Source organism: Comamonas sp. NLF-1-9 (assembly GCF_019195435.1).
GTDB lineage: Bacteria > Pseudomonadota > Gammaproteobacteria > Burkholderiales > Burkholderiaceae_C > Comamonas_C.
The window spans coordinates 1,173,566-1,194,467 of the sequence record NZ_CP078069.1 but is presented as its reverse complement, the minus strand read 5'-3'; the positions used below and the strand labels follow the sequence as shown (position 1 = coordinate 1,194,467).

Below are 20,902 nucleotides of genomic sequence, written 5' to 3'. Positions count from 1 at the left end.
GCTGCCGCAGGCGCGCCAGGCTCAGGGAGATATGAAAAACAATAGCGCCTTGCGCGCTATTGGCGGGGCTTGCGGGCAAAAATCGTCAGAAAGTCGCGGCGCAAGCCCCCGGCGTGCAAATCAGCCCTTGTTTGCCTTCTGGAAGCGTTCGAGCTGTTCGTTGCCGCGCTTGACCGCGGCGTCCAGCCCTTCCTTGGGCGTCTTCTTGCCCGACCAGATGTTTTCGGTCTCCTCGTCGATGATGGTGCGCACCTGCACGAAGTTGCCGATGCGGATGCCGCGCGACTTGTCGGTGGTCTTGCGGATCATCTGTGTCACGGCCACGTCGGCGCCCGGGTTTTCCTTGTAGAAGCCGGACTTTTCGGTCAGCTCGTAGGCTGCCGTGGTCACCGGCAGGTAGCCGGTGCGCTGGTGGCTGGCGGCGGCCACTTCAGGCTTGGCCAGGTAGCTCAGGAATTCGCCCACGCCCTTGTAGACCTCGTTCTTCTTGCCGGCCATTACCCACAGGCTGGCCCCGCCGATCACCGAGTTCTGCGGCGCGCCGGCCACGTCGGGGTAGTAGGGCATGGTGCTCACGCCGAAGTCGAACTTGGCGTTGCGCTTGAGGTTGCCCAGCAGCCCGGCGGAGGCGGTGCCCATCGCGCATTCGCCCGAGACCAGCGTCGCGTCGGCAGCGTTGTTGCGCCCCTTGTAGACGAACAAACCCTGCTTGGCCATGTTGGCCAGGTTTTCAAAGTGGCGCACGTGCAGCGGGCTGTTGAACTCCAGGCGCGTGCCCATGCCGCCAAAGCCGTTGTTCAGCGAAGAGAACAGCACGTTGTGCCAGGCGGAGAAGTTCTCCAGCTGCGTCCAGCTGATCCAGCTCGTGGTGAACGGGCACTTGTGGCCCGCGGCCTTGAGCTTGCCTGCGGCCAGCACCACTTCGGGCCAGGTCTTGGGCGGCTTGCTGGCATCGAGCCCGGCGGACTTGAACGCGTCCTTGTTGTAGTAAAACACCACCGTCGAGCTGTTGAAGGGCATGCTCAGCATCTGGCCGTTGGGCGCGGTGTAGTAGCCGGCCACGGCAGGCACGTAGGCCTTGGGGTCGAAGTTGACGCCGGCCATCTTCATGACCTCGGCCACCGGCTTGATCGCGCCCTTGCTGGCCATCATGGTCGCGGTGCCCACTTCGAACACCTGCAGGATGTCGGGCGCGTTGCCGGCGCGAAAGGCGGCGATCGCGGCGGTCATGGATTCGTCGTAGCTGCCCTTGAAGGTGGGCACTACCTTGTAGTCCTTCTGGCTGGCGTTGAACTGGTTGGCCAGGTCGTTGACCCATTCGCCCAGGGCGCCGCCCATGGAATGCCACCACTGGATCTCGGTCTGTGCCTGCGCGGGCACGGCCATGGCCAGAGACAGCATGGCGGCGCCGGCCAGCGCCAAGGGTTTGAATCGCATGAATGCTCCTTGTTCTATCGGAAAAGGGAACGGCCGCCGCGCAGGCTGCGCGGCCTCGGTCCACTGTGCTCGGTTGCCTTTTTTCGCACAGCGGTTTGTTTGGCGCAACCGGGTTTACCCGCCGCAAATTGTGGCAGCTCTTGGCGCCCAAACGGGGTAATTCACGCGACACGCATGCCGGCATCGCGGGCCGGGCTGGCGCGCCCGGGCTTGGCAGAGGTTTTTTGTGCGATGCACAATCGGGCCTTGAACGCACGGTTTCCCTGCCTGCACGCGCAGGCGCCACAACGAACGGAAGAGCACATGCCCAAGACCTCCCTGGATAAAAGCAAGATCAAGTTTCTGCTGCTCGAAGGCATCCACCAGTGCGCGGTGGATGCGCTGCACGCGGCCGACTATTCCAACGTGGAGCTGCTGCCGCGCGCGCTGGAAGGGCAGGAGCTGCTGGACAAGATTGCCGACGTGCATTTCATCGGCGTGCGCTCGCGCACCCAACTCACCGGCGAGGTGTTGCAGCATGCGCACAAGCTCGTGGGCATAGGGTGCTTTTGCATAGGCACCAACCAGGTCGATCTGAACACCGCGCGCGACAAGGGCATTGCGGTGTTCAACGCGCCGTATTCCAACACCCGCTCGGTCGCCGAGCTGGTGCTGGCAGAGGCCATCCTGCTGCTGCGCGGCATCCCCGCGCGCAACGCCGCCGCGCACCGGGGCGGCTGGCTCAAGAGCGCGGACAACTCGCACGAGGCGCGCGGCAAGACGCTGGGCATCGTCGGCTACGGCGCGATCGGCTCGCAGCTTTCGGTGCTGGCCGAGAGCCTGGGCATGCACGTGATCTTTCACGACGTCATCGCCAAGCTGCCGCTGGGCAATGCGCACCAGGTCGATTCGCTCAAGACGCTGCTCGCGCAATCGGACATCGTCAGCCTGCACGTGCCGCAACTGCCTTCTACCCAGTGGATGATGGGCGCCGAGCAGATCGCGCAGATGAAGCCGGGCAGCATTCTGATCAACGCTTCGCGCGGCACGGTGGTGGAGATCGAGCCGCTGGCCGAGGCTGTCAAGGCCGGGCGCATCGTGGGCGCGGCGATCGACGTCTTCCCGGTGGAGCCCAAGAGCACCGGGGACGAGTTCGTCTCGCCGCTGCGCGGGCTGGACAACGTCATCCTCACGCCGCACATCGGCGGCTCCACGCTGGAGGCGCAGGCCAACATCGGCCTGGAGGTCGCGCACAAGCTCATCACCTACAGCGACACCGGCACCTCGACGAGCTCGGTCAACCTGCCCGAGGTGGCGCTGCCCGCACACCCGGGCAAGAACCGGCTGCTGCACATCCACCGCAACATTCCGGGCGTGATGTCCGAGATCAACCGCATCCTCTCGGACGGCGAGGTGAACATCTCGGCGCAGTTCCTGCAGACGCGCGACAACGTCGGCTACGTGGTGGTCGATCTGGACGCGCGTTCGTCCGACATGGCGCTGGAAAAGCTCGCCAAGGTGCCCGGCACCATTCGCACCCGCGTGCTGTTCTGACGCATGGCGACGGCGCTGAGCGGCTGCCCGCTGTGCCAGTCGGCGGGCGGTGCGCTGGTCTGGCGCGGGCAGGAGCTGCGCGTCATCCAGGCCGATGAGCCGGGTTTCCCGGCCTTCTACCGCGTGGTGTGGAATGCCCATGTGGCGGAATTTTCCGAGCTGTCCGCCGCGCAGCGCGGCCGCTGCATGCAAGCCGTGGTGCTGGTCGAAGAGGTGCTGCGCGAGCTGCTCGCGCCGCGCAAGATCAACCTCGCTGCGCTGGGCAACCAGGTCGCGCACCTGCATTGGCATGTGCTGGCGCGCTTTGCCTGGGACAGCCACTTCCCCGACGCCATCTGGGCGCCGGCGCGGCGCGCGCAAGACACTGCGCGCATTGCGGCCATCGCGGCAAAGCAGCCCCTGGTGCATGATCGGCTGAACGCGCGCCTGGCGCAGTGGCAGCAGTCTCTATCGGTTTGATAGCTGCTTGCGCGTACTGGGCAAGCGTTTGAAGCCTGTTTGATCAGAAATTGCATTCCTTGAGAGACCATGGCAGAGCAGACCTCTGGCACGCCCGTGCCCTTGTCCATCACCGTGCACCAGCGCTCGCGGGTGCTGGAGATTTCCTTCTCCAGTGGTGAGCACTTTCACATCCCCTTCGAACTCATGCGCGTGTACTCGCCCTCGGCGGAGGTCACCGGCCACGGACCGGGGCAGGAGGTGCTGCAGACCGGCAAGCGCGAGGTCACGGTCAACGGCATCGAGCCCATGGGCAACTACGCGATCCGCCCGATTTTTTCCGACGGGCACGACAGCGGCCTGTTCACCTGGAGCTACCTCTACAAGCTCGGGCGCGAGCAGCAGACGCTGTGGGCCAACTACCTGCAGCGTCTGCAGGAGGCGGGCGCCGACCGCGACACGCCCATGGTGCGGCGCGGCGCTACCGTCTCCAAAAAGAAGTCGCACTGAAACCCGCACACGGCGTTTCAGCGAAATAGCGACACAAGTGCCGGGGATAGCGCCGGCCTTGTCACGTTTGCGCCCGGCCTCGCCTACGATCGAGGCATGGCTGCTACACATTTCGGATTCCAGACGGTAGACGAGGGCGAGAAGGCCGAGCGCGTGCGCGGCGTGTTCGACTCGGTCGCGCCGCGCTACGACATCATGAACGACCTGATGTCCGTCGGCCTGCACCGCCTGTGGAAGGCCTATACCGTCATGGTCGCCAATCTGCGCGAGGGCGATCGTGTGCTCGACATCGCCGGCGGCACGGGCGACCTGGCGCTCGCGTTCGCGAAAAAGGTGGGAACCGGCGGCCAGGTGGTGCACACAGACATCAATGAAGCCATGCTGCGCACCGGGCGCGAACGTCTCCTCAACCGCGGCGTGGTGCTGCCCACGCTGGTCTGCGACGCCGAGCGCCTGCCGTTTGCGGACGGGCATTTCGACCTGGTCAGCGTGGCCTTCGGACTGCGCAACATGACGCACAAGGACCGCGCCCTGGCCGAGATGGCGCGCGTGCTGCGCGCCGGCGGGCGCCTGCTGGTGCTGGAGTTCTCCAAGGTGGCGCCGCCACTGGAAAAAATCTACGACTTGTATTCTTTTCAGGTGCTGCCGCGTTTAGGCAAGTGGGTAGCGGGCGACGCGCAAAGCTACCGCTACCTGGCGGAGTCGATACGCATGCATCCGGGCCAGGATGAGCTCAAGGCGCTGATGCAGCGCCAGGGTTTCGGGCATGTGGACTACCACAACCTGACCGGCGGCGTGGTGGCGCTGCATGTGGGGGTGAAATGTTGATCGTCGCCCATGGTTGTGACTGGTATGGCTTTTGCCTTGAATCTTCTGGTTTTTTGAGTGTGCTTGTATTTGATTTGATGGAGTGATGAGGTAACTATGAAGCATCTGTGGTCCGTGGTTCTGCTGACGCTGCTGACGTTGGTCTATGCCGATGCCGAGGCGGCGCGCCTGGGCGGCGGCCGCTCGCTCGGGCGCCAATCGGCCAACGTGACGCAGCGCGAGGCGGTGCGCGCGCCGGCCAAGGCGCCCAACGCGGCGCAAAACAGCGCCAACGCCGCCAAACCCGCGGCCGCACCGGGCGCAGCCAATGCCGCGCCGCGCAAGCCCTGGGCCGGCATGCTCGGCGGCCTGGCCGCGGGCCTGGGTCTGGCCTGGCTCGCCAGCGCGCTGGGGCTAGGGGCCGAGTTCGGCCAGTTCCTTCTGATTGCCCTGCTGGTGCTGGTGGGCGTGGCGGTTTTGCGCATGCTCATGCGCCCCAAGGCGGGCGCGGGCTCGGGCGCTTCGCCGCTGGCCTTTCAGGGCGCGGGGGGCGAGGCAGCGGCGCGCATGCCAGGCCAGTACAACCCGGCCAAGGTGGGCAACGACGCATCGGCTCGCCCCTGGGAAGACCCGCGCATGGCCTTTGACGCCGCGCCTGCGGCCGGCGCCGGCGTGGCCATAGGCTCGGCGCTGGCCGGCTCGCAGGCCTGGGGCGTGCCCGAGGGCTTTGACGTGCAGGGCTTTCTCGAAGCGGCCAAGCGCAACTTCACCACATTGCAGTCGGCCTGGGACCGCAGCGACTTCGTCACGCTGCGTTCCATGATGACCGACAGCATGCTCGAAGAGGTGCGCAGCCAGCTGCAGGAGCGCGAGGCGCAGCGCGGCGGCCAGGGTCCGAACCAGACCGAGGTGCTGATGCTCGAAGCCAAGCTGCTCGGCATCGAGGAGCTGGACGGCGAATACCTGGCCAGCGTGGAGTTTTCCGGCGTGATCCGTGAAGACCGCTCGGCCGGCCCCAACCCCTTCCGCGAGGTCTGGAACATGACCAAGCCCAAGGACGGCAGGAGCGGCTGGCTGGTTGCCGGGCTGCAGGCGCTGCAGTAGCGCGCTGCGGGCCGTGTCTGCGGCCCGTGGCGCCGAGCGCCGTTCGGGGAATAATCGGGGACCATGAACACACGGTCCCCTTTTTCTTTCCTGCACCGGCTTGTGGCGCAACTGCCGCGCCCGCCCCGGGCGCCGCAATGGCTGGTCAAGGGCACGCAGCACCGGCTGGTGCTGCTGCTCAACCACGTGCTGCAGCAGGAGCCCGCTGCCATGCAGCGTCTGCAACGCCAGGGCGGCCGCGTGGCGCGCTTGCATTGGCGCAGCCTGCACATGGCGCTGCAGGTCACGCCCGCAGGGCTGCTTGATCTCGCGCCCGAAGGCGCGCGCGCCGACCTGCAGGCCTGGTTTACCCAGACGGCGCCGCTGGAGCTGGCGCGCGGCGCGCTGGCCGGCGAGCGGCCCGAGATTCGCATCGAAGGCGACGTGCAGCTGGCTGCCGACATCCAGTGGCTGGCGCAGAACCTGCGCTGGGACATCGAGGAAGACCTGGCGCGCCTGCTGGGCGACACGCCCGCGCACCTGCTGGCCGGCGGGGCGCAGCAGGTGCTGGCGGCGCTACGCCGCTTCGTCGCACGCGGGCGGGCGCAGGCCGGCGCCAAAACGGACGCTGCGGCCGGCACATGAGCCGTTTCTTTCGCGGTGTGGCCATCCTCTGGGTGGCCCTGCGCTACGGCCTCGATGAGCTGGTGCTCTCGGGCTTTTCCCGTCCCTGGGTGCGCGGTTTCACGCGCGTCATCACCATAGGGCGGCGCCTGGACGCGCCGCGCGGGCAGCGCCTGCGCGAGGCGCTGCAGCAGCTGGGCCCGATCTTCGTCAAGTTCGGCCAGGTGCTCTCCACTCGCCGCGACCTGCTGGCGCCGGACATCGCCGACGAGCTGGCGCTGCTGCAAGACCGCGTGCCGCCCTTTGACCCGGCCATTGCGGTGGCCACGATAGAGCGCTCGTTTCGCCGTCCGCTCGATGAGATCTTCGTCTCCTTCGAGCGCGAACCGGTGGCCAGCGCCTCGATCGCCCAGGTGCATTTTGCGGTGCTGCGCGACAAGCAGGGACGCGAGCGCGAGGTGGCGGTGAAGGTGCTGCGCCCCGGCATGCTGGCGGCGATCGAGAAAGACCTGGCGCTGATGCACATGGTGGCGGGCTGGGTCAGCCGCCTCTCGGCCGACGGGCGGCGGCTCAAGCCGCGCGAGGTGGTGCGCGAGTTCGACAATTACCTGCACGACGAGCTCGACTTGCTGCGCGAAGCGGCCAACGCGGCGCAACTGCGGCGCAACATGGCGGGGCTGGCGCTGGTGCTGATCCCCGAGGTGTTCTGGGACTGGTGCCACAGCGACGTGCTGGTGATGCAGCGCATGAAGGGCCTGCCCATCAGCCAGATCGAGGCCTTGCGCGAGGCCGGCGTGGACATCCCGCGGCTGGCGCGCGATGGCGTCACCATCTTCTTCACCCAGGTGTTTCGCGACGGCTTCTTTCACGCCGACATGCACCCGGGCAACATCATGGTGAGCACCGAGCCCGAGACCTTCGGGCGCTACATCTCGGTGGATTTCGGCATCGTCGGCTCGCTCACCGAGGTGGACAAGGAATACCTCGCGCAGAACTTCACCGCCTTCTTCCGGCGTGACTACAAGCGCGTGGCCGAGCTGCACGTGGAAAGCGGCTGGGTGCCTGCCGACACCCGGGTCAATGAGCTTGAAGGCGCGATCCGCGCGGTGTGCGAACCTTACTTCGACCGCCCGCTCAAGGAGATCTCGCTGGGCATGGTGCTGCTGCGGCTGTTCCAGACCTCGCGGCGCTTTCAGGTGGAGATCCAGCCGCAACTGGTGCTGCTGCAAAAGACGCTGCTGAACATCGAGGGTCTGGGGCGCCAGCTCGACCCCGACCTGGACTTGTGGAGCACGGCCAAGCCCTTCCTGGAGAGGTGGATGCGCGAGCAGCTCGGTCCGCGGCGCCTGTGGCGCGAGCTGCAGGCCGAAGCGCCGCGCTACGCCAAGCTGCTGCCCGAGCTGCCGCGCCTGCTGCATGGCTACCTGCGCCGCGGCCCGCAGGCCGAGTCCGCCGAGCTGCGCCAGCTGCTGGCCGAACAGCAGCGCACCAACCGCCTGCTGCAGCGCCTGCTGTACGCGTGGCTGGGCTTTGTGCTGGGGCTGGTGGTGTTCCAGCTGATCGTGCGCATCCGGGTGTTGTAAATACCGCGCATTGCGCCCGCACGTGGCGCGCTTTGCCGCAGCTTGCGCTGATAATCCGCGCGCTTTTTCCAACTGCAGCCGGAGCCGCCCATGCTGGTGACTTTCATCGTCCTGTATCTGCTGGTGTCCATCGCCATCGGCCTGCTGGCTGCGCGGCGCGTGCAGAACACCGCCGACTACGCGGTCGCGGGGCGCAGCCTGCCACTGGCGGTGGTGATTGCCACTACCTTTGCCACCTGGTTCGGCTCGGAGACGGTGCTGGGCGCGCCGGCGCAGTTCGTCAAGGAGGGGCTGCACGGCACGGTGGAAGACCCGTTTGGCGCGGGCATGTGCCTGGTGCTGGTGGGGCTGTTCTTCGCGCGCAAGCTCTACGCGATGAACATCATCACCATCGGCGACTACTACCGCCGCCGCTATGGGCGCGTGGTGGAGGTGCTGTGCTCGAGCATCATCATCCTGAGCTATCTGGGCTGGGTGGGAGCGCAGATCACCGCGCTGGGGCTGGTGTTCAACATCCTGAGCGACAGCGCGATCACGCTCGCCTGGGGCATGGTCATAGGCACGCTCATCGTGCTCATCTACACGCTCTATGGCGGCATGTGGTCGGTGGCGCTGACCGACTTCGTGCAGATGATCGTGATCGCCGCAGGCCTGCTGGCGATTGCCTGGTATGCGGCCGAGATTGCCGGCGGCGCCGAGCGCGTGATCTCCTACGCCGCGAGCGAAGGCAAGCTGCAGTTTCTGCCCAAGGGCGGCGCCAAGGAATGGACTTTTTTCTTTGCCGCGGCCATCACCATGATGCTGGGCTCCATCCCGCAGCAGGACGTGTTCCAGCGCGTGATGTCGTCCAACAACGCCGAGACCGCGCGCAAGGGGCCGGTCATAGGCGGGCTGCTCTACATCGGCTTTGCCTTCGTGCCCATGTTCGTGGTCATGGCGGCGCTGCTGGTGCTGCCGGGCACGGCCGCGCTGCTGGAAGACGATCCGCAGAAAGTGCTGCCCACGCTGGTGCTCACGCACATGCCGGTGGCGCTGCAGGTGGCTTTTTTTGGCGCGCTGCTCTCGGCCATCATGTCCACCGCGTCCGCCACGCTGCTGGCGCCCGCGACCACCTTCGTGGAAAACATCCTGCGCAACCTCAAGCCCGGTATGAGCGACCAGCAGACGCTCAAGGCCATGCGCGTGAGCGTGCTGGTCTTCACCTTTTGCGTGCTGGTGTATTCCATCACCATGGAAGGCTCGTCCATCTACGAATTGGTCTCGGGCGCCTACCAGGTGCCGCTGGTGGGCGCCTTCGTGCCGCTGCTCATGGGCGTGTACTGGAAGCGCGCAACCACCCAGGGGGCGCTGCTGGCGGTGGTCATGGGGATCGGCGTGTGGCTGTGGTTCGTCGCGAGTCCAGTGCTCAACGAAGCCTTTCCGCAGCAGCTGGCGGGCTTGATCGGCTCGTTTGCCGGCATGATCGGCGGCTCGCTCGCGCCGCAGTTCATTGCCGACCAGAAGGGGCGCGTGCACCATTACGAGGCCGCGCCCGCCTGAGCCGCAGCCGGCGCACGCGCCCGCGAATGCAGCGGGCGCTACCTATAATCGTGGGCTTTGCAAGAATTTTGCACCGCTTCAGATGCCCATCTATGCCTACCGCTGCAGCCACTGTGGCCACGCCCAGGACGTGCTGCAAAAGATCTCGGACGCTCCCCTGAGCACCTGCCCCGCCTGCGGGCAGCAGAGCTACGCCAAGCAGCTGACGGCCGCCGGTTTTCAGCTCAAGGGCACGGGCTGGTATGCAACCGATTTCAGCGGCCGCAAGAGCAGCGCGCCGGCCGGCGGCGACACTGCGGCCGTGGGCGCTGATGCTACCAAAACACAAGCGCCCGCCGCAGCCCCGGCAAGCGCTGCGGCCAGTTCGGACGCCTGAGAGAACCGCTTGATGGCCGCTTTGCGCAAATGGCTGTTTTCCGGTCTGCTGGTGATCGTTCCGGTGATCATCACCGCCTGGGTGTTGACCTGGGTGGTGGGGCTGCTGGACCAGACGCTGGCCATCCTGCCCGAATCGTGGCAGCCGGATCGCCTGCTGGGCTTTCACATCCCCGGCTTTGGCGTGGTGCTCACGCTGCTCATCCTGCTGGTCGTGGGGGCGCTGGCGCGCAACTTCTTCGGCCGCAAGCTCGTCGCCATGGGCGATGCGCTGGTCAGTCGCATCCCTGTGGTGCGCTCCATTTATTCCAGCGTCAAGCAGGTGTCGGAGACGCTGTTTTCCGAAAGCGGCAACGCCTTTCGCACCGCCGTGCTGGTGCAGTGGCCGCGCGACGGGGTGTGGACGGTGGCCTTTGTCACCGGCACGCCCAACGGCGAGGTGGCCGGTTACCTGCGCGACGAATTCGTCAGCGTCTACGTGCCGACCACGCCGAACCCGACCAGCGGCTACTTCGTGCTGATGCGCAAGAGCGAATGCATAGAGCTCGAGATGAGCATCGATGAGGCGCTCAAGTACATCGTCTCGATGGGGGTGGTTGTGCCGCCCGATCCGGTGCTCGCCGACGCCAGCCGCGCCACTCAATGACCGATAGCGCGCCCCGCGGCGGGCGCAGGAAGAAACACACCATGCCCATGCGTTCCCACTACTGCGGTCTCGTGACCGAAGCCCTGATGGGCCAGACCGTCACCCTGTGCGGCTGGGTCAATCGTCGGCGCGATCACGGCGGCGTGATCTTCATCGACCTGCGCGACCGCGAGGGCTATGTGCAGGTGGTCTGCGACCCCGACCGCCCCGAGATGTTCGCCGTCGCTGAAGACATTCGCAATGAGTTTTGCATCCAGGTCAAGGGCCTGGTGCGCGCGCGCCCCGAGGGCACGACCAACGACAAGCTCAAGAGCGGTCAGATCGAGGTGCTGTGCCACGAACTCACGGTGCTCAACCCCTCGGTCACGCCGCCCTTCCAGATGGACGACGACAACCTGTCGGAGACCACGCGCCTCACGCACCGGGTGATGGACTTGCGCCGCCCGGTCATGCAGCGCAACATGATGCTGCGCTACCGCACCGCGCTGCAGGTGCGCAACTTTCTGGATCGGGAAGGCTTCATCGACATCGAAACCCCCATGCTGGGCAAGAGCACGCCCGAGGGCGCGCGCGACTACCTCGTCCCGAGCCGCGTGCACGACGGCCAGTTCTTCGCGCTGCCGCAGTCGCCCCAGCTGTACAAGCAGATGCTGATGGTCGCCGGCTACGACCGCTACTACCAGATCACCAAGTGCTTTCGCGACGAAGACCTGCGCGCCGACCGCCAGCCCGAGTTCACGCAGATCGACTGCGAAACCTCGTTTCTGGGCGAAGAGGAAATCCGCGACATCTTCCAGCGCATGATCAAGGAAGTCTTCGAGACCCAGCTCGGCGTGGACCTGGGTGAATTCCCGGTCATGCAATACGCCGAGGCCATGCACCGCTTTGGCTCGGACAAGCCCGATCTGCGCGTGAAGCTCGAATTCACCGAGCTGACCGAGGTGATGCGCGACGTGGATTTCAAGGTCTTCTCAGGCCCCGCCACCACGCCGGGCGGGCGCGTCGTTGCACTGCGCGTGCCCGGCGGTGCGCAGATCTCGCGCGGCGAAATCGACGGCTACACCGACTTCGTCAAGATCTACGGCGCCAAGGGCCTGGCCTGGATCAAGGTCAACGAGGCGGCCAAGGGCAGGGAAGGGCTGCAGTCGCCCATCGTCAAGAACATCCATGACGCGGCGATTGCCGAGATCTTGCAGCGCAGCGGCGCGCAGGACGGCGACCTGATCTTCTTTGGCGCGGACAAGGCCAAAATCGTCAACGACAGCATCGGCGCGCTGCGCCTGAAGATCGGCCTGAGCGAGTTTGGCCGCAAGCACGGCTTGTTTGAAGACCGCTGGGCGCCGCTGTGGGTCGTGGACTTCCCGATGTTCGAGCGCGACGACGAGGAAGACCGCTGGGTGGCCGTGCACCACCCCTTCACCAGCCCCAAGGACGGGCACGAGGACCTGATGGATACGGACCCCGGCGCCTGCCTCTCGAAGGCCTACGACATGGTCTTGAACGGCTGGGAGCTGGGCGGCGGCTCGGTGCGTATCCACCGCGCCGAGGTGCAGAGCAAGGTGTTCGCCGCGCTCAAGATCGGCCCCGAGGACGCGCGCGCCAAGTTCGGCTACCTGCTCGACGCGCTGCAATACGGCGCGCCGCCGCACGGCGGCCTGGCCTTTGGGCTGGACCGGCTCATCACCCTGATGACCGGCGCCGAGTCGATTCGCGACGTGATCGCCTTTCCCAAGACCCAACGCGCGCAAGACCTGCTGACCCAGGCGCCGTCCCCGGTCGACGAGAAGCAGCTGCGCGAGCTGCACATCCGCTTGCGCAACCCGGCCGCGGCGCAATGAGCAGCGACAGAACTCAAAAAAGTGAGCTGCTTGCGCTTTCAGGCAAAGGATTTCAAGCACTTAGCTGCCTGAAATCCTTGCCTGGCATGCGCTAGCTGCTATTCATTTGAGGGCGTCAAGTCAGCGGTGCGGGCATGCCAAACGGATTGATCACGCGCAGGCGCCCTTCGAAAACTTGCCCCGCCTGCATGTCTTCCGAGTACAGGCTATCGCAATCAGCTTCCAGAGCGCTGGCCACGATTTGTGCGTCAAATTGCGAGAGGGCATAGCGCTGTGCTAGCCGCAGCGCATGAAGTACGGTGTGCGTGCCTATCAGCACCACATCCAGGCGGGTGATCAAGTCGGTGACGACTTCCTGTGCATGTTCCGGCCCGAAGCCAAGCTTGCGTCGCATCACGTTGGCCACCTCGGAGAGCACCTGCGTGGACACCGTAGCGGGCCTATCAAGCAGCGCTATCGCCGCCGCCTTTTTGGTCGGTTCCTGCCCCAGGGCGTAAATCAGGACGTTGCTGTCCAGGAAGACCTTGGGCGCTGGCGGTTCAGCGGGCATTGGCCTCATCGCGATCAAAGCGGTAGCGGGAGAGATCTGCCTTGTAGCGCTCATAGAACCTAGAGGCTTCTTGCCGAACGGCCGCTTGCGTTTCTGACTGGGCGTGTCGTGAAGCGAGGAACTCCGCGAATTGCAGTACCTCGCTGGCTGCTTGCTGAGGCAGCGTCAATACCTTGTTGTAGATGCGAGCGGCGATGTTCATGACAGTGCTCCGTTGAGGCGGCATGAAGCGAATGCTACCGGACTTGGTTTTCCCCCGGTAGTCGTATATCAGTCGGTCACTTCGGCAGCGCGATGTACTCCTGCGTGTCCCCTACAACCTTGGCAAAGCGCTGCTGCTCCCAGTCCTCGCGCGCCTGCGCGATGCGCTCCCGGGTGCTGGCGACGAAGTTCCAGTCGATGAAGCGCTCTCCCACGCCATCGCCGCCGATGAGGGCGATGCGGGTGTCGCTGCTTGCCTGCATCTGGCTTGCTACGCTGCTGTCGACGACGGCCAGCGTGTGCTCGGGCACGGTGGCCCCGCCGATGCGCAGGCTGCCCCGGGCAAGGTAGATCGCCAGTTGCGTGGCCTGCGGCAGTGGCAGACGCTGCCCTGCTTGCAGCTCGGCCTCGGCGTACAGCGCGCCGGCATAGGTCGGCACTGGAGACCTCACACCCCAGGCGGCGCCCATCATCACGCGGGCGCTGACGCCGTCGATCTGCACGCGCGGCAGCGCGTCGGCCGCGTAGTGGTGAAAGGACGGCGCGCATTCCTCGTCGGCGTCAGGCAGTGCCAGCCACAGTTGCAGCCCGTGCAGGCGGTGAGCGCTGGCGCGCACCTGTGGCCTTTCGCGCTCGGAGTGCGTGATGCCGCGCCCGGCTACCATCAGATTGATGTCGCCCGGTGTGATGGTCTGGGTGTTGCCCAGGCTGTCGCGGTGCAGGATCTCTCCCTCGAAGAGATAGGTCACCGTGGCCAGGCCGATGTGCGGGTGCGGGCGCACGTCGATGCCTTGGTCGGGCGCAAAATCTGCCGGCCCCATGTGGTCAAGGAAGATCCACGGCCCCACGGTCTTGCGCCGCGCCGTGGGCAGCAGACGGCGCACCGTAAAGCCGCCCAGCGGCCGCTCGCGCGCGCTGATGATCTCGATCACGCCGTCTTGCGCTTGCGACATGGCATTGGTCTCCTTCAGTTCTTGGCCGCGCGCGGCATCTCGCCGAAATGGCCGGCTTGCAAGTCGATGAAAGCCTGGCGGATTTCCGCCTCGGTATTCATCACGAAGGGGCCGTAGGCCGCGATGGGCTCGTCTATGGGCTGGCCGCTGAGCACCAGCATATGGGTTTCTTCGAGTGCCTTGAGCGCGACGGCGCTGCCCGCGCGGCTCAGGTGCACGGTCTGCGCGTCGGCGGCTTCGGTGCCGTCCACGTCGATGCGGCCCTGCAGCACGACGAGGGCGCCGGTCCAGCCCTCGGGCAAGGGCAACTCGGCCGCGCAGCCTGCCTTGAGCCGCACGTCCCATACATGCATCGGCGTAAAGCTGCGCGCCGGGCCGCGCTGGCCATCGAGCTCACCGGCGATGATGCGTGCGCTGCCCGCGCCGTTTGCCAGCGCCACGGTGGGAATCTGCGCCGCCGTGATGCCCTGGTAGCCGGGCGCGGCGCGCTTGTCCTTCGCCGGCAGGTTGACCCAGAGCTGGGCCATCTCGAACTTGCCGCCCTTGCGCGCCCACTCGCGTCCATGGAATTCCTCGTGCAGGATGCCGCTGGCCGCGGTCATCCACTGCACGTCGCCCGGGCCTATGGTGCCGCCCCGGCCGGTGGAATCCAGGTGCTCGACTTCGCCATCAAAGACGATGGTCACGGTCTCGAACCCGCGGTGCGGGTGCTCGCCCACGCCACGGCGCGCCTCGGTAGGCTGAAACTGCACCGGGCCGCCGTAGTCCAGCATCAAAAAGGGCGACAGCACCGGCGCGTGCTGGTTGTAGTTGAACAGCGTGCGCACCGGAAAGCCGTCGCCCACCCAATGCCCGCGCGGGGTGCTCCAGATCTGCTCGACATGTTTCATCGCAATCTCCATGTCCTGATTGTGGGATCGAGACGGCAAAAGACTAGAGGGCCCAAACCGGCCACATCGTCCTGCTGGTGGCGCCAATGGAGTCTCAGTAGCTGAGCCGCTCGGGCCGGATCTCCTGCAGGATGGTCGTCGCGATCTCTTCGATCGACTTGGTAGTGGACGACAGCCAGCGTATGCCCGAGCGGCGCATCATGGCCTCGGCCTCGTGCACCTCGGCGCGGCAGTTGTCCAGGCTGGCGTAGCGCGAGCCCGGGCGGCGCTCGCTGCGGATCTCCGACAGGCGCTGCGGGCTGATCGTCAGCCCGAAGATCTTGCTGCGAAACGGCAACAGCGCGGTGGGCAGCTGCTTGCGCTCGAAGTCTTCGGGTATCAAGGGGTAGTTGGCTGCCTTCAGCCCGTGCTGCATCGCCAGGTACAGGCTGGTGGGCGTCTTGCCGCTGCGGCTCACGCCGACCAGGATCACGTCGGCGCCCGCCAGGTCTTCGTGCGTCTGGCCATCGTCGTGCGCCAGGCTGAAGTTGATCGCCTCGATGCGTTCGTGGTATTCCTTGTTCTGGCTGATGTCGGAGAAGCGCCCCACGCGGTGGTGGCTCTTCATGCCGAGCTCATCCTCCAGCGGCCGCACGAAGGTGCCGAACATGTCCAGCAGCATGCCTTTGCAGCCCTGCTGGATGACTTTGAGCACCTGCATGTCCACCAGCGTGGTGAAGACGATGGGGCGGTTGGCCTCCTGCTGCGCCGTGTGGTTGATCTGGCGCACCACCTGGTGGGCCTTGTCCTGCGAATCGATGAAGGGCATGCGCACGCGCCGCGGTTCGATGTCGAACTGCGCCAGGATGGCGTTGCCGAAGGTCTCGGCGGTGATGCCGGTGCTGTCCGAGACGAAAAACACGGTACGTGGGTTCATGGCTGCAAAACCTGCAAGGGGGTCAAGAGGGGCTGCATGCGCGCTGGCGGCCTGCGCCTACAATCGCGCGATTATTCCCATTCCCACCATGCAGTGCGCCGGCCCATACCTCCAACCACAAAGCCCGGCGGCTTGCGTGGGCGCGCGTCCACCTGTTCATGAAGGTGCGGCGGCAGACCCGGTTTCAACTTCTGGAGCTTTCCCATGTCTGCACGCTATGAGGCGACCGCCCTGGTCGTACCGTTTGAAAACCTGAGGATGAGCGACGTCGAGGTCGTCGGCGGCAAGAACGCCAGCCTCGGCGAGATGATCTCGCAGCTGCCCCAGGGTGTGCGCGTGCCCACGGGCTTTGCCACCACGGCGCACGCGTTTCGCGAGTTCCTGAAACACGAAGGCCTGCATGCGCGTATCAGCGCGCGCCTGGCGACCCTGGATGTGGACGACGTGCGCGCGCTGGCCGCCGCCGGGGCCGAAATCCGCTCCTGGGTGGAAAACCAGCCCTTCCCGGCCGACCTGGAACACGCCGTGCGCGAGGCCTTTGCCCAGCTTTGCGGCGACAACACCCAAGCCAGTTTTGCGGTGCGCAGCTCGGCCACGGCCGAAGACCTGCCCGATGCCTCTTTTGCCGGTCAGCAAGAGACTTTTCTCAACGTCGTCGGCATCGAAGACGTGCTGCACAAGATGAAGGAGGTGTTTGCCAGCCTGTACAACGACCGCGCGATCAGTTATCGCGTGCACAAGGGCTTTGCGCACGACGTGGTTGCGCTCTCGGCCGGCGTGCAGCGCATGGTGCGCTCGGACAAGGGGGCGGCCGGCGTGATGTTCACCATAGACACCGAATCGGGCTTTGAGGAGGTGGTGTTCATCACCTCGAGCTACGGCCTGGGCGAGACGGTGGTGCAGGGCGCCGTCAACCCCGACGAGTTCTACGTGCACAAACCCATGCTGCGCGCGGGCAAGCGCGCGCTGATACGGCGCAACCTCGGCTCCAAGCTGATCCAGATGGTCTTTGCCACGGACGCCGAGCGCGCGGCCAGCGGCAAGCTGGTCACGACCACCGAGGTCGTCGCCGAGCAGCGCAACCGCTACTCCCTGAGCGACGCCGAGGTCGAACAACTCGCCCATTACGCCCTGATCATCGAGCAGCACTACGGCCGCCCCATGGACATCGAGTGGGGCAAGGACGGCATCGACGGCCAGCTCTACATCCTGCAGGCGCGCCCGGAGACGGTGAAGAGCCAGACCAAGGGCCAGGCCGAGCAGCGTTTCAAGCTCAAGAGCTCGGGCGCGGTGCTGGTCGAGGGCCGCGCCATCGGCCAGAAGATAGGCACCGGTCCGGTGCGCCTGGTGCACAGCATTGCCGAGATGGACACGGTGCAGGCCGGCGACGTGCTGGTGACCGACATGACCGACCCCAACTGGGAGCCGGTGATGAAGAAGGCCAGCGCCATCGTCACCAACCGCGGCGGGCGTACCTGCCACGCGGCGATCATTGCGCGCGAGCTCGGCATCCCGGCTGTGGTGGGCTGCGGCGACGCGACCGAGCTGCTCAAGGACGGCACCCTGGTGACGGTGAGCTGCGCCGAGGGCGACACGGGCAAGATCTATGACGGCCTGCTCGAAACCGAAGTCACCGAGGTGCAGCGCGGCGAAATGCCCAAAATCGCGACCAAGATCATGATGAACGTCGGCAACCCCCAGCTGGCGTTTGATTTTGCCCAGCTGCCCAACGAGGGCGTGGGCCTGGCGCGGCTGGAATTCATCATCAACAACAACATCGGCGTACACCCCAAGGCCATCCTGGACTACCCCGCCGTCGATGCCGACCTGAAGAAAGCCGTTGAGAGCGTGGCGCGCGGCCACGCCAGTCCGCGGGCGTTTTACGTGGACAAGGTGGCCGAAGGCGTGGCGACGATTGCCGCTGCGTTCTATCCGAAGCCCGTCATCGTGCGCCTGTCGGATTTCAAGAGCAACGAATATCGCAAGCTGATCGGCGGCAGCCGCTACGAGCCGGACGAAGAAAACCCCATGCTGGGCTTTCGCGGCGCGGCGCGCTACATCAGCGAAGACTTTGCCGAGGCTTTCGCGATGGAGTGCGAGGCCATCCGACGCGTGCGCGGCGAGATGGGCCTGACCAACGTGCAGGTCATGGTGCCTTTCGTGCGCACGCTCGGCCAGGCCCGGCGCGTGACCGAGTTGCTGGCCGAGCACGGTCTCAAGCGCGGCGAGGACGAACTCAAGCTCATCATGATGTGCGAGGTGCCGAGCAACGCCGTGCTGGCCCATGAATTCCTCGAGTTTTTCGACGGCTTCTCGGTCGGCTCCAACGACTTGACCCAGCTCACGCTGGGGCTGGATCGCGATTCGGGCCTGGAGCTGCTGGCGCACGATTTCGATGAGCGCGACCCCGCAGTCAAGGCCTTGCTCAAGCAGGCGATTGCCGCGTGCAAGGCCCAGGGCAAGTACATCGGCATCTGCGGCCAGGGGCCCAGCGACCATCCCGACTTCGCGCTGTGGCTGGCGGGCGAAGGCATCGCCTCGATATCGCTCAACCCCGATACCGTGGTCGCCACCTGGCAGCGCCTGGCTGGCTGAACACCCGCGTCATGCCCACTTCCACGCCCGACTCCGGCACCGAGCGGGTGGGCGTGCCGCTGGATCCGCAGCTTGCCGATCTGCACCATCTGGGCTTCAAGCTGGTGCTCTTCGGGCTGTGGTTTGCGGTGTCTTTTGGCGTGAGCTACTTTGCCGAAGCGCTGCAGTTTCAGGTCGGCCCCTGGCCCTTCAGCTATTGGGTGGCGGCGCAGGGCGGGGTGCTGGTCTTCATCCTCTTGACCTGGGTGTACTACCTGGGCATGCGCCACTATGAGCGCAGCGGCAAGGCGGGCGGGCGCGAGCCGCAGCAGGGCTCCCAATGACTGAACCGGTGACCGGGCGCTCTTACATCGCCCAGCTCAACCGCATCCTCGGCCTGTATGTGCTGGGCCTGGTGGGTTTCGTCGCCGCCATGGCATGGGCCGAGCAGCGCGGCCTCTCGCGCCACTGGATAGGCCCGATCTTCCTGTTCCTGACGGTGATGATGTATGCGGTGATCGGCGTGTACGGGCGCACCTCCGACCCGGACGAATACTACGTGGCCGGGCGGCGCATTCCGCCGATCTACAACGGCATGGCCACCGCGGCCGACTGGATGAGCGCGGCGTCCTTCATCAGCCTCTCGGGCGCGCTGTATCTGCAGGGCTTTTCCGGCATGCCGGGTGCGCCCGGGGGCTTGGCCTACATGCTGGGCTGGACCGGCGGCTTCGTGCTGGTGGCGATGCTGATCGCGCCGCCGCTCAGGGCCATGAAGCTCTACACCATTCCCGACTTTTTCCAAGTGCGTTTCGGCGGCGACTGGCCGCGCATCCTGGCGGCCGTGGGCGCGGTGCTGTGCTCCTTCACCTACGTGGTCGCGCAAATCTACGGCGTCGGGCTGATTGCCTCGCGCCTGACCGGCGTGCAGTTCGAGATTGGCATCATGCTCGGCCTGGGCGGGGTATTGCTGTGCTCCTTCCTGGGCGGCATGCGCGCCATCACCTGGACGCAGGTGGCGCAGTATGTGGTGTTGCTGCTGGCCTTTCTGATCCCGGTGTCCTGGCTGGCTTACAAGCAGTTGGGCAACCCGGCGGCGCCCCTGGCCTACGGCCAGCAATTGGGCAAGATCGCCGAGCGCGAGGCGGCGCTGCTCGCTTCCGACGCCGAAAAGCAGGTCATCGCCGCCTACCAGCAGAAGGTGCGCGAATACCAGGAACGCCTGGCCGACGTGCCGGCGGCGCTGGAGCGCGAGCGCAACGAGGCGCGCCAGCGCATTCAGGAGCTGCGCTCGCGCGGCGCCGACGTGGATCTGATCGTCACCGCCAGCCGCGAGCTGCTGTCCATGCCGCGCGACGAAGCCGAGGCGCGCGAGCGCTGGAGCCGCGAGTTGCGCGAAAACCAGGAACGCGCCCAGCCCCTGGGCGGCCTGCCGCGCCACAGCCTGCCGTTTGCCGCCGACCCGCAGGGCGACGAGATCCAGCAGGCGCAGTACGAAATTTCGCGGCGCAACTTCATGGCGCTGCTGTTTTGCCTGATGCTGGGCACCGCCGGCATGCCGCACCTTTTGATGCGCTACTACACCGTGCCCACGGTGGCCGGAGCGCGCGCCTCGGTGGCCTGGTCGCTGCTGTTCATTGCGCTGCTGTACCTGAGCGTGCCGGCGCTGGCCGCGCTGGTCAAGTTCGAGGTGATGACCCACCTCGTGGGCAGCCGCTTCGATGAGTTGCCGGCCTGGATTGCGCAATGGGCCCGGGTGGACGCTTCGCTGCTGTCGGTGCAGGACATGAATGGCGACGGCATCGTGCAGTTTGGCGAGGTGCGCCTGGGCGCGGACCTGCTGGTGCTGGCCACACCCGAGATCGGCGGGCTGCCCTACGTGATTTCGGGGCTGGTGGCCGCCGGCGGCTTGGCCGCGGCCCTGTCCACCGCAGACGGCTTGCTGCTGACCATCAGCAATGCGCTGGTGCGCGATCTGTATTTCCAGTCCACCGGTCACAAGGCCTCGCCAGAGCAGCGTGTGATTCTGACCAAGTTCACGCTGCTTACCGTGGCGCTGGCGGCCGCCTTTGTCGCGGCACTCAAGCCGTCCGAGATACTGCCGCTGGTGTCGGCCTCGTTTTCCATTGCGGCGGCCACTTTCGTGCCGGCCATGGTGCTGGGCATCTACTGGCGCCACACCACGCGCCAGGGGGCGGTGGCCGGCATGCTGGTGGGGCTGGCAGTGACGGTGTACTACCTGGTGCTGCACAACAATGCGCTGCGCGGCCTTTTGCCGCAGGCCATTTTGGTGCCGGGGCTGTGGTGGGGGATTGATCCGATCTCGGCCGGGGTGTTCGGCGCACCCATGGGCTTGATCGCGACCTGGGCCGTGAGCCTGCTGACACGGGCCCGGCGGGCGCGCTGAC

Annotated in this window: 20 protein-coding genes; 14 read left to right on the top strand and 6 right to left on the bottom strand. The window is 66.1% G+C overall.

Annotation, left to right across the window (positions count from 1 at the left end; genetic code table 11):
- Positions 1-120: 120 nt before the first annotated feature.
- Entirely contained in the window at positions 121-1,437 is a 1,317-nt protein-coding gene (ugpB, locus tag KUD94_RS05745; RefSeq protein WP_218238835.1) for a sn-glycerol-3-phosphate ABC transporter substrate-binding protein UgpB, read from the bottom strand.
- A gap of 303 nt (positions 1,438-1,740) precedes the next feature.
- Between ugpB and serA the strand changes: the two genes are divergently transcribed.
- The 11 genes from serA (at position 1,741) to aspS (ending at position 12,413) form a co-directional block, all read left to right on the top strand.
- Positions 1,741-2,970 carry a phosphoglycerate dehydrogenase gene (gene serA / locus KUD94_RS05740; RefSeq protein WP_218238834.1) on the top strand — a complete coding sequence of 410 codons (1,230 nt, stop codon included), beginning with the start codon at positions 1,741-1,743 and terminating at the stop codon, positions 2,968-2,970.
- Between the two features lie 3 nt (positions 2,971-2,973).
- On the top strand, positions 2,974-3,429 hold the full coding sequence (locus KUD94_RS05735) for an HIT family protein (protein ID WP_218238833.1): 456 nt from the start codon (positions 2,974-2,976) through the stop codon (positions 3,427-3,429).
- Between the two features lie 69 nt (positions 3,430-3,498).
- On the top strand, positions 3,499-3,918 hold the full coding sequence (locus KUD94_RS05730; protein ID WP_218238832.1) for a gamma-butyrobetaine hydroxylase-like domain-containing protein: 420 nt from the start codon (positions 3,499-3,501) through the stop codon (positions 3,916-3,918).
- 96 nt (positions 3,919-4,014) lie between these two features.
- Positions 4,015-4,746, top strand: a complete 732-nt coding sequence (ubiE, locus tag KUD94_RS05725) for a bifunctional demethylmenaquinone methyltransferase/2-methoxy-6-polyprenyl-1,4-benzoquinol methylase UbiE (protein ID WP_218238831.1) — start codon at positions 4,015-4,017, stop codon at positions 4,744-4,746.
- 96 nt (positions 4,747-4,842) lie between these two features.
- Positions 4,843-5,829: a Tim44 domain-containing protein gene (locus tag KUD94_RS05720; RefSeq protein ID WP_218238830.1), complete on the top strand. Its 987-nt coding sequence runs from the start codon at positions 4,843-4,845 to the stop codon at positions 5,827-5,829.
- 63 nt (positions 5,830-5,892) lie between these two features.
- Positions 5,893-6,453 carry a hypothetical protein gene (locus KUD94_RS05715; protein WP_218238829.1) on the top strand — a complete coding sequence of 187 codons (561 nt, stop codon included), beginning with the start codon at positions 5,893-5,895 and terminating at the stop codon, positions 6,451-6,453.
- A complete protein-coding gene (gene ubiB, locus KUD94_RS05710; RefSeq protein ID WP_218238828.1) occupies positions 6,450-8,015 on the top strand; it encodes a ubiquinone biosynthesis regulatory protein kinase UbiB in 1,566 nt (521 codons plus the stop codon). The genes KUD94_RS05715 and ubiB overlap by 4 nt, the downstream gene beginning before the upstream one ends.
- Before the next feature lie 90 nt (positions 8,016-8,105).
- Complete coding sequence (locus KUD94_RS05705; RefSeq protein ID WP_218238827.1) at positions 8,106-9,554, top strand: sodium:solute symporter family protein; 1,449 nt, start codon at positions 8,106-8,108, stop codon at positions 9,552-9,554.
- Positions 9,555-9,636: 82 nt separating this feature from the next.
- Complete coding sequence (locus tag KUD94_RS05700; RefSeq protein WP_218238826.1) at positions 9,637-9,930, top strand: FmdB family zinc ribbon protein; 294 nt, start codon at positions 9,637-9,639, stop codon at positions 9,928-9,930.
- 12 nt (positions 9,931-9,942) lie between these two features.
- Positions 9,943-10,575, top strand: coding sequence for a DUF502 domain-containing protein (locus KUD94_RS05695; RefSeq protein WP_218238825.1), 633 nt, complete (start codon positions 9,943-9,945; stop codon positions 10,573-10,575).
- Positions 10,576-10,616: 41 nt separating this feature from the next.
- Complete coding sequence (gene aspS / locus KUD94_RS05690) at positions 10,617-12,413, top strand: aspartate--tRNA ligase (protein ID WP_218238824.1); 1,797 nt, start codon at positions 10,617-10,619, stop codon at positions 12,411-12,413.
- Positions 12,414-12,528: 115 nt separating this feature from the next.
- Here the strand turns inward: aspS and KUD94_RS05685 are convergent, their stop codons facing one another.
- The 5 genes from KUD94_RS05685 to KUD94_RS05665 form a co-directional block, all read right to left on the bottom strand.
- Positions 12,529-12,963 carry a PIN domain-containing protein gene (locus KUD94_RS05685; RefSeq protein ID WP_218238823.1) on the bottom strand — a complete coding sequence of 145 codons (435 nt, stop codon included), beginning with the start codon at positions 12,961-12,963 and terminating at the stop codon, positions 12,529-12,531.
- Complete coding sequence (locus KUD94_RS05680; RefSeq protein WP_218238822.1) at positions 12,953-13,165, bottom strand: DUF2281 domain-containing protein; 213 nt, start codon at positions 13,163-13,165, stop codon at positions 12,953-12,955. Before KUD94_RS05680 ends, KUD94_RS05685 begins: the two co-directional genes overlap by 11 nt.
- A 76-nt stretch (positions 13,166-13,241) precedes the next feature.
- Positions 13,242-14,117, bottom strand: coding sequence for a pirin family protein (locus tag KUD94_RS05675; protein ID WP_218238821.1), 876 nt, complete (start codon positions 14,115-14,117; stop codon positions 13,242-13,244).
- Positions 14,118-14,131: 14 nt separating this feature from the next.
- Positions 14,132-15,007: a pirin family protein gene (locus KUD94_RS05670; protein WP_218238820.1), complete on the bottom strand. Its 876-nt coding sequence runs from the start codon at positions 15,005-15,007 to the stop codon at positions 14,132-14,134.
- A gap of 94 nt (positions 15,008-15,101) precedes the next feature.
- On the bottom strand, positions 15,102-15,923 hold the full coding sequence (locus KUD94_RS05665) for a pyruvate, water dikinase regulatory protein (RefSeq protein WP_218238819.1): 822 nt from the start codon (positions 15,921-15,923) through the stop codon (positions 15,102-15,104).
- Positions 15,924-16,127: 204 nt separating this feature from the next.
- On the opposite strand from KUD94_RS05665, the gene ppsA reads away from it, so the two are divergent.
- The 3 genes from ppsA to KUD94_RS05650 are packed head-to-tail and all read left to right on the top strand — an operon-like array spanning position 16,128 to position 20,901.
- Positions 16,128-18,518 (top strand): phosphoenolpyruvate synthase, encoded by a 2,391-nt coding sequence (gene ppsA, locus KUD94_RS05660; RefSeq protein WP_218238818.1) that lies wholly within the window; start codon positions 16,128-16,130, stop codon positions 18,516-18,518.
- Positions 18,519-18,529: 11 nt separating this feature from the next.
- Positions 18,530-18,841, top strand: a complete 312-nt coding sequence (locus KUD94_RS05655; RefSeq protein WP_218238817.1) for a DUF4212 domain-containing protein — start codon at positions 18,530-18,532, stop codon at positions 18,839-18,841.
- Positions 18,838-20,901 (top strand): VC_2705 family sodium/solute symporter, encoded by a 2,064-nt coding sequence (locus KUD94_RS05650; RefSeq protein ID WP_218238816.1) that lies wholly within the window; start codon positions 18,838-18,840, stop codon positions 20,899-20,901. The genes KUD94_RS05655 and KUD94_RS05650 overlap by 4 nt, the downstream gene beginning before the upstream one ends.
- The last annotated feature ends 1 nt before the right edge of the window (position 20,902 follow it).

Excerpts from the sequence above, each read along its gene's own strand:
- ugpB (WP_218238835.1), bottom strand. The coding sequence starts at position 1,437 with ATGCGATTCAAACCCTTGGCGCTGGCCGGCGCCGCCATGCTGTCTCTG.
- KUD94_RS05685 (WP_218238823.1), bottom strand. The coding sequence starts at position 12,963 with ATGCCCGCTGAACCGCCAGCGCCCAAGGTCTTCCTGGACAGCAACGTC.
- KUD94_RS05650 (WP_218238816.1), top strand. The coding sequence starts at position 18,838 with ATGACTGAACCGGTGACCGGGCGCTCTTACATCGCCCAGCTCAACCGC.
- KUD94_RS05715 (WP_218238829.1), top strand. The coding sequence starts at position 5,893 with ATGAACACACGGTCCCCTTTTTCTTTCCTGCACCGGCTTGTGGCGCAA.
- KUD94_RS05665 (WP_218238819.1), bottom strand. The coding sequence starts at position 15,923 with ATGAACCCACGTACCGTGTTTTTCGTCTCGGACAGCACCGGCATCACC.
- KUD94_RS05730 (WP_218238832.1), top strand. The coding sequence starts at position 3,499 with ATGGCAGAGCAGACCTCTGGCACGCCCGTGCCCTTGTCCATCACCGTG.
- serA (WP_218238834.1), top strand. The coding sequence starts at position 1,741 with ATGCCCAAGACCTCCCTGGATAAAAGCAAGATCAAGTTTCTGCTGCTC.
- KUD94_RS05735 (WP_218238833.1), top strand. The coding sequence starts at position 2,974 with ATGGCGACGGCGCTGAGCGGCTGCCCGCTGTGCCAGTCGGCGGGCGGT.
- KUD94_RS05655 (WP_218238817.1), top strand. The coding sequence starts at position 18,530 with ATGCCCACTTCCACGCCCGACTCCGGCACCGAGCGGGTGGGCGTGCCG.
- aspS (WP_218238824.1), top strand. The coding sequence starts at position 10,617 with ATGCCCATGCGTTCCCACTACTGCGGTCTCGTGACCGAAGCCCTGATG.
- KUD94_RS05675 (WP_218238821.1), bottom strand. The coding sequence starts at position 14,117 with ATGTCGCAAGCGCAAGACGGCGTGATCGAGATCATCAGCGCGCGCGAG.
- ubiB (WP_218238828.1), top strand. The coding sequence starts at position 6,450 with ATGAGCCGTTTCTTTCGCGGTGTGGCCATCCTCTGGGTGGCCCTGCGC.
- KUD94_RS05680 (WP_218238822.1), bottom strand. The coding sequence starts at position 13,165 with ATGAACATCGCCGCTCGCATCTACAACAAGGTATTGACGCTGCCTCAG.
- KUD94_RS05705 (WP_218238827.1), top strand. The coding sequence starts at position 8,106 with ATGCTGGTGACTTTCATCGTCCTGTATCTGCTGGTGTCCATCGCCATC.
- KUD94_RS05670 (WP_218238820.1), bottom strand. The coding sequence starts at position 15,007 with ATGAAACATGTCGAGCAGATCTGGAGCACCCCGCGCGGGCATTGGGTG.
- ubiE (WP_218238831.1), top strand. The coding sequence starts at position 4,015 with ATGGCTGCTACACATTTCGGATTCCAGACGGTAGACGAGGGCGAGAAG.
- ppsA (WP_218238818.1), top strand. The coding sequence starts at position 16,128 with ATGTCTGCACGCTATGAGGCGACCGCCCTGGTCGTACCGTTTGAAAAC.
- KUD94_RS05695 (WP_218238825.1), top strand. The coding sequence starts at position 9,943 with ATGGCCGCTTTGCGCAAATGGCTGTTTTCCGGTCTGCTGGTGATCGTT.
- KUD94_RS05700 (WP_218238826.1), top strand. The coding sequence starts at position 9,637 with ATGCCCATCTATGCCTACCGCTGCAGCCACTGTGGCCACGCCCAGGAC.
- KUD94_RS05720 (WP_218238830.1), top strand. The coding sequence starts at position 4,843 with ATGAAGCATCTGTGGTCCGTGGTTCTGCTGACGCTGCTGACGTTGGTC.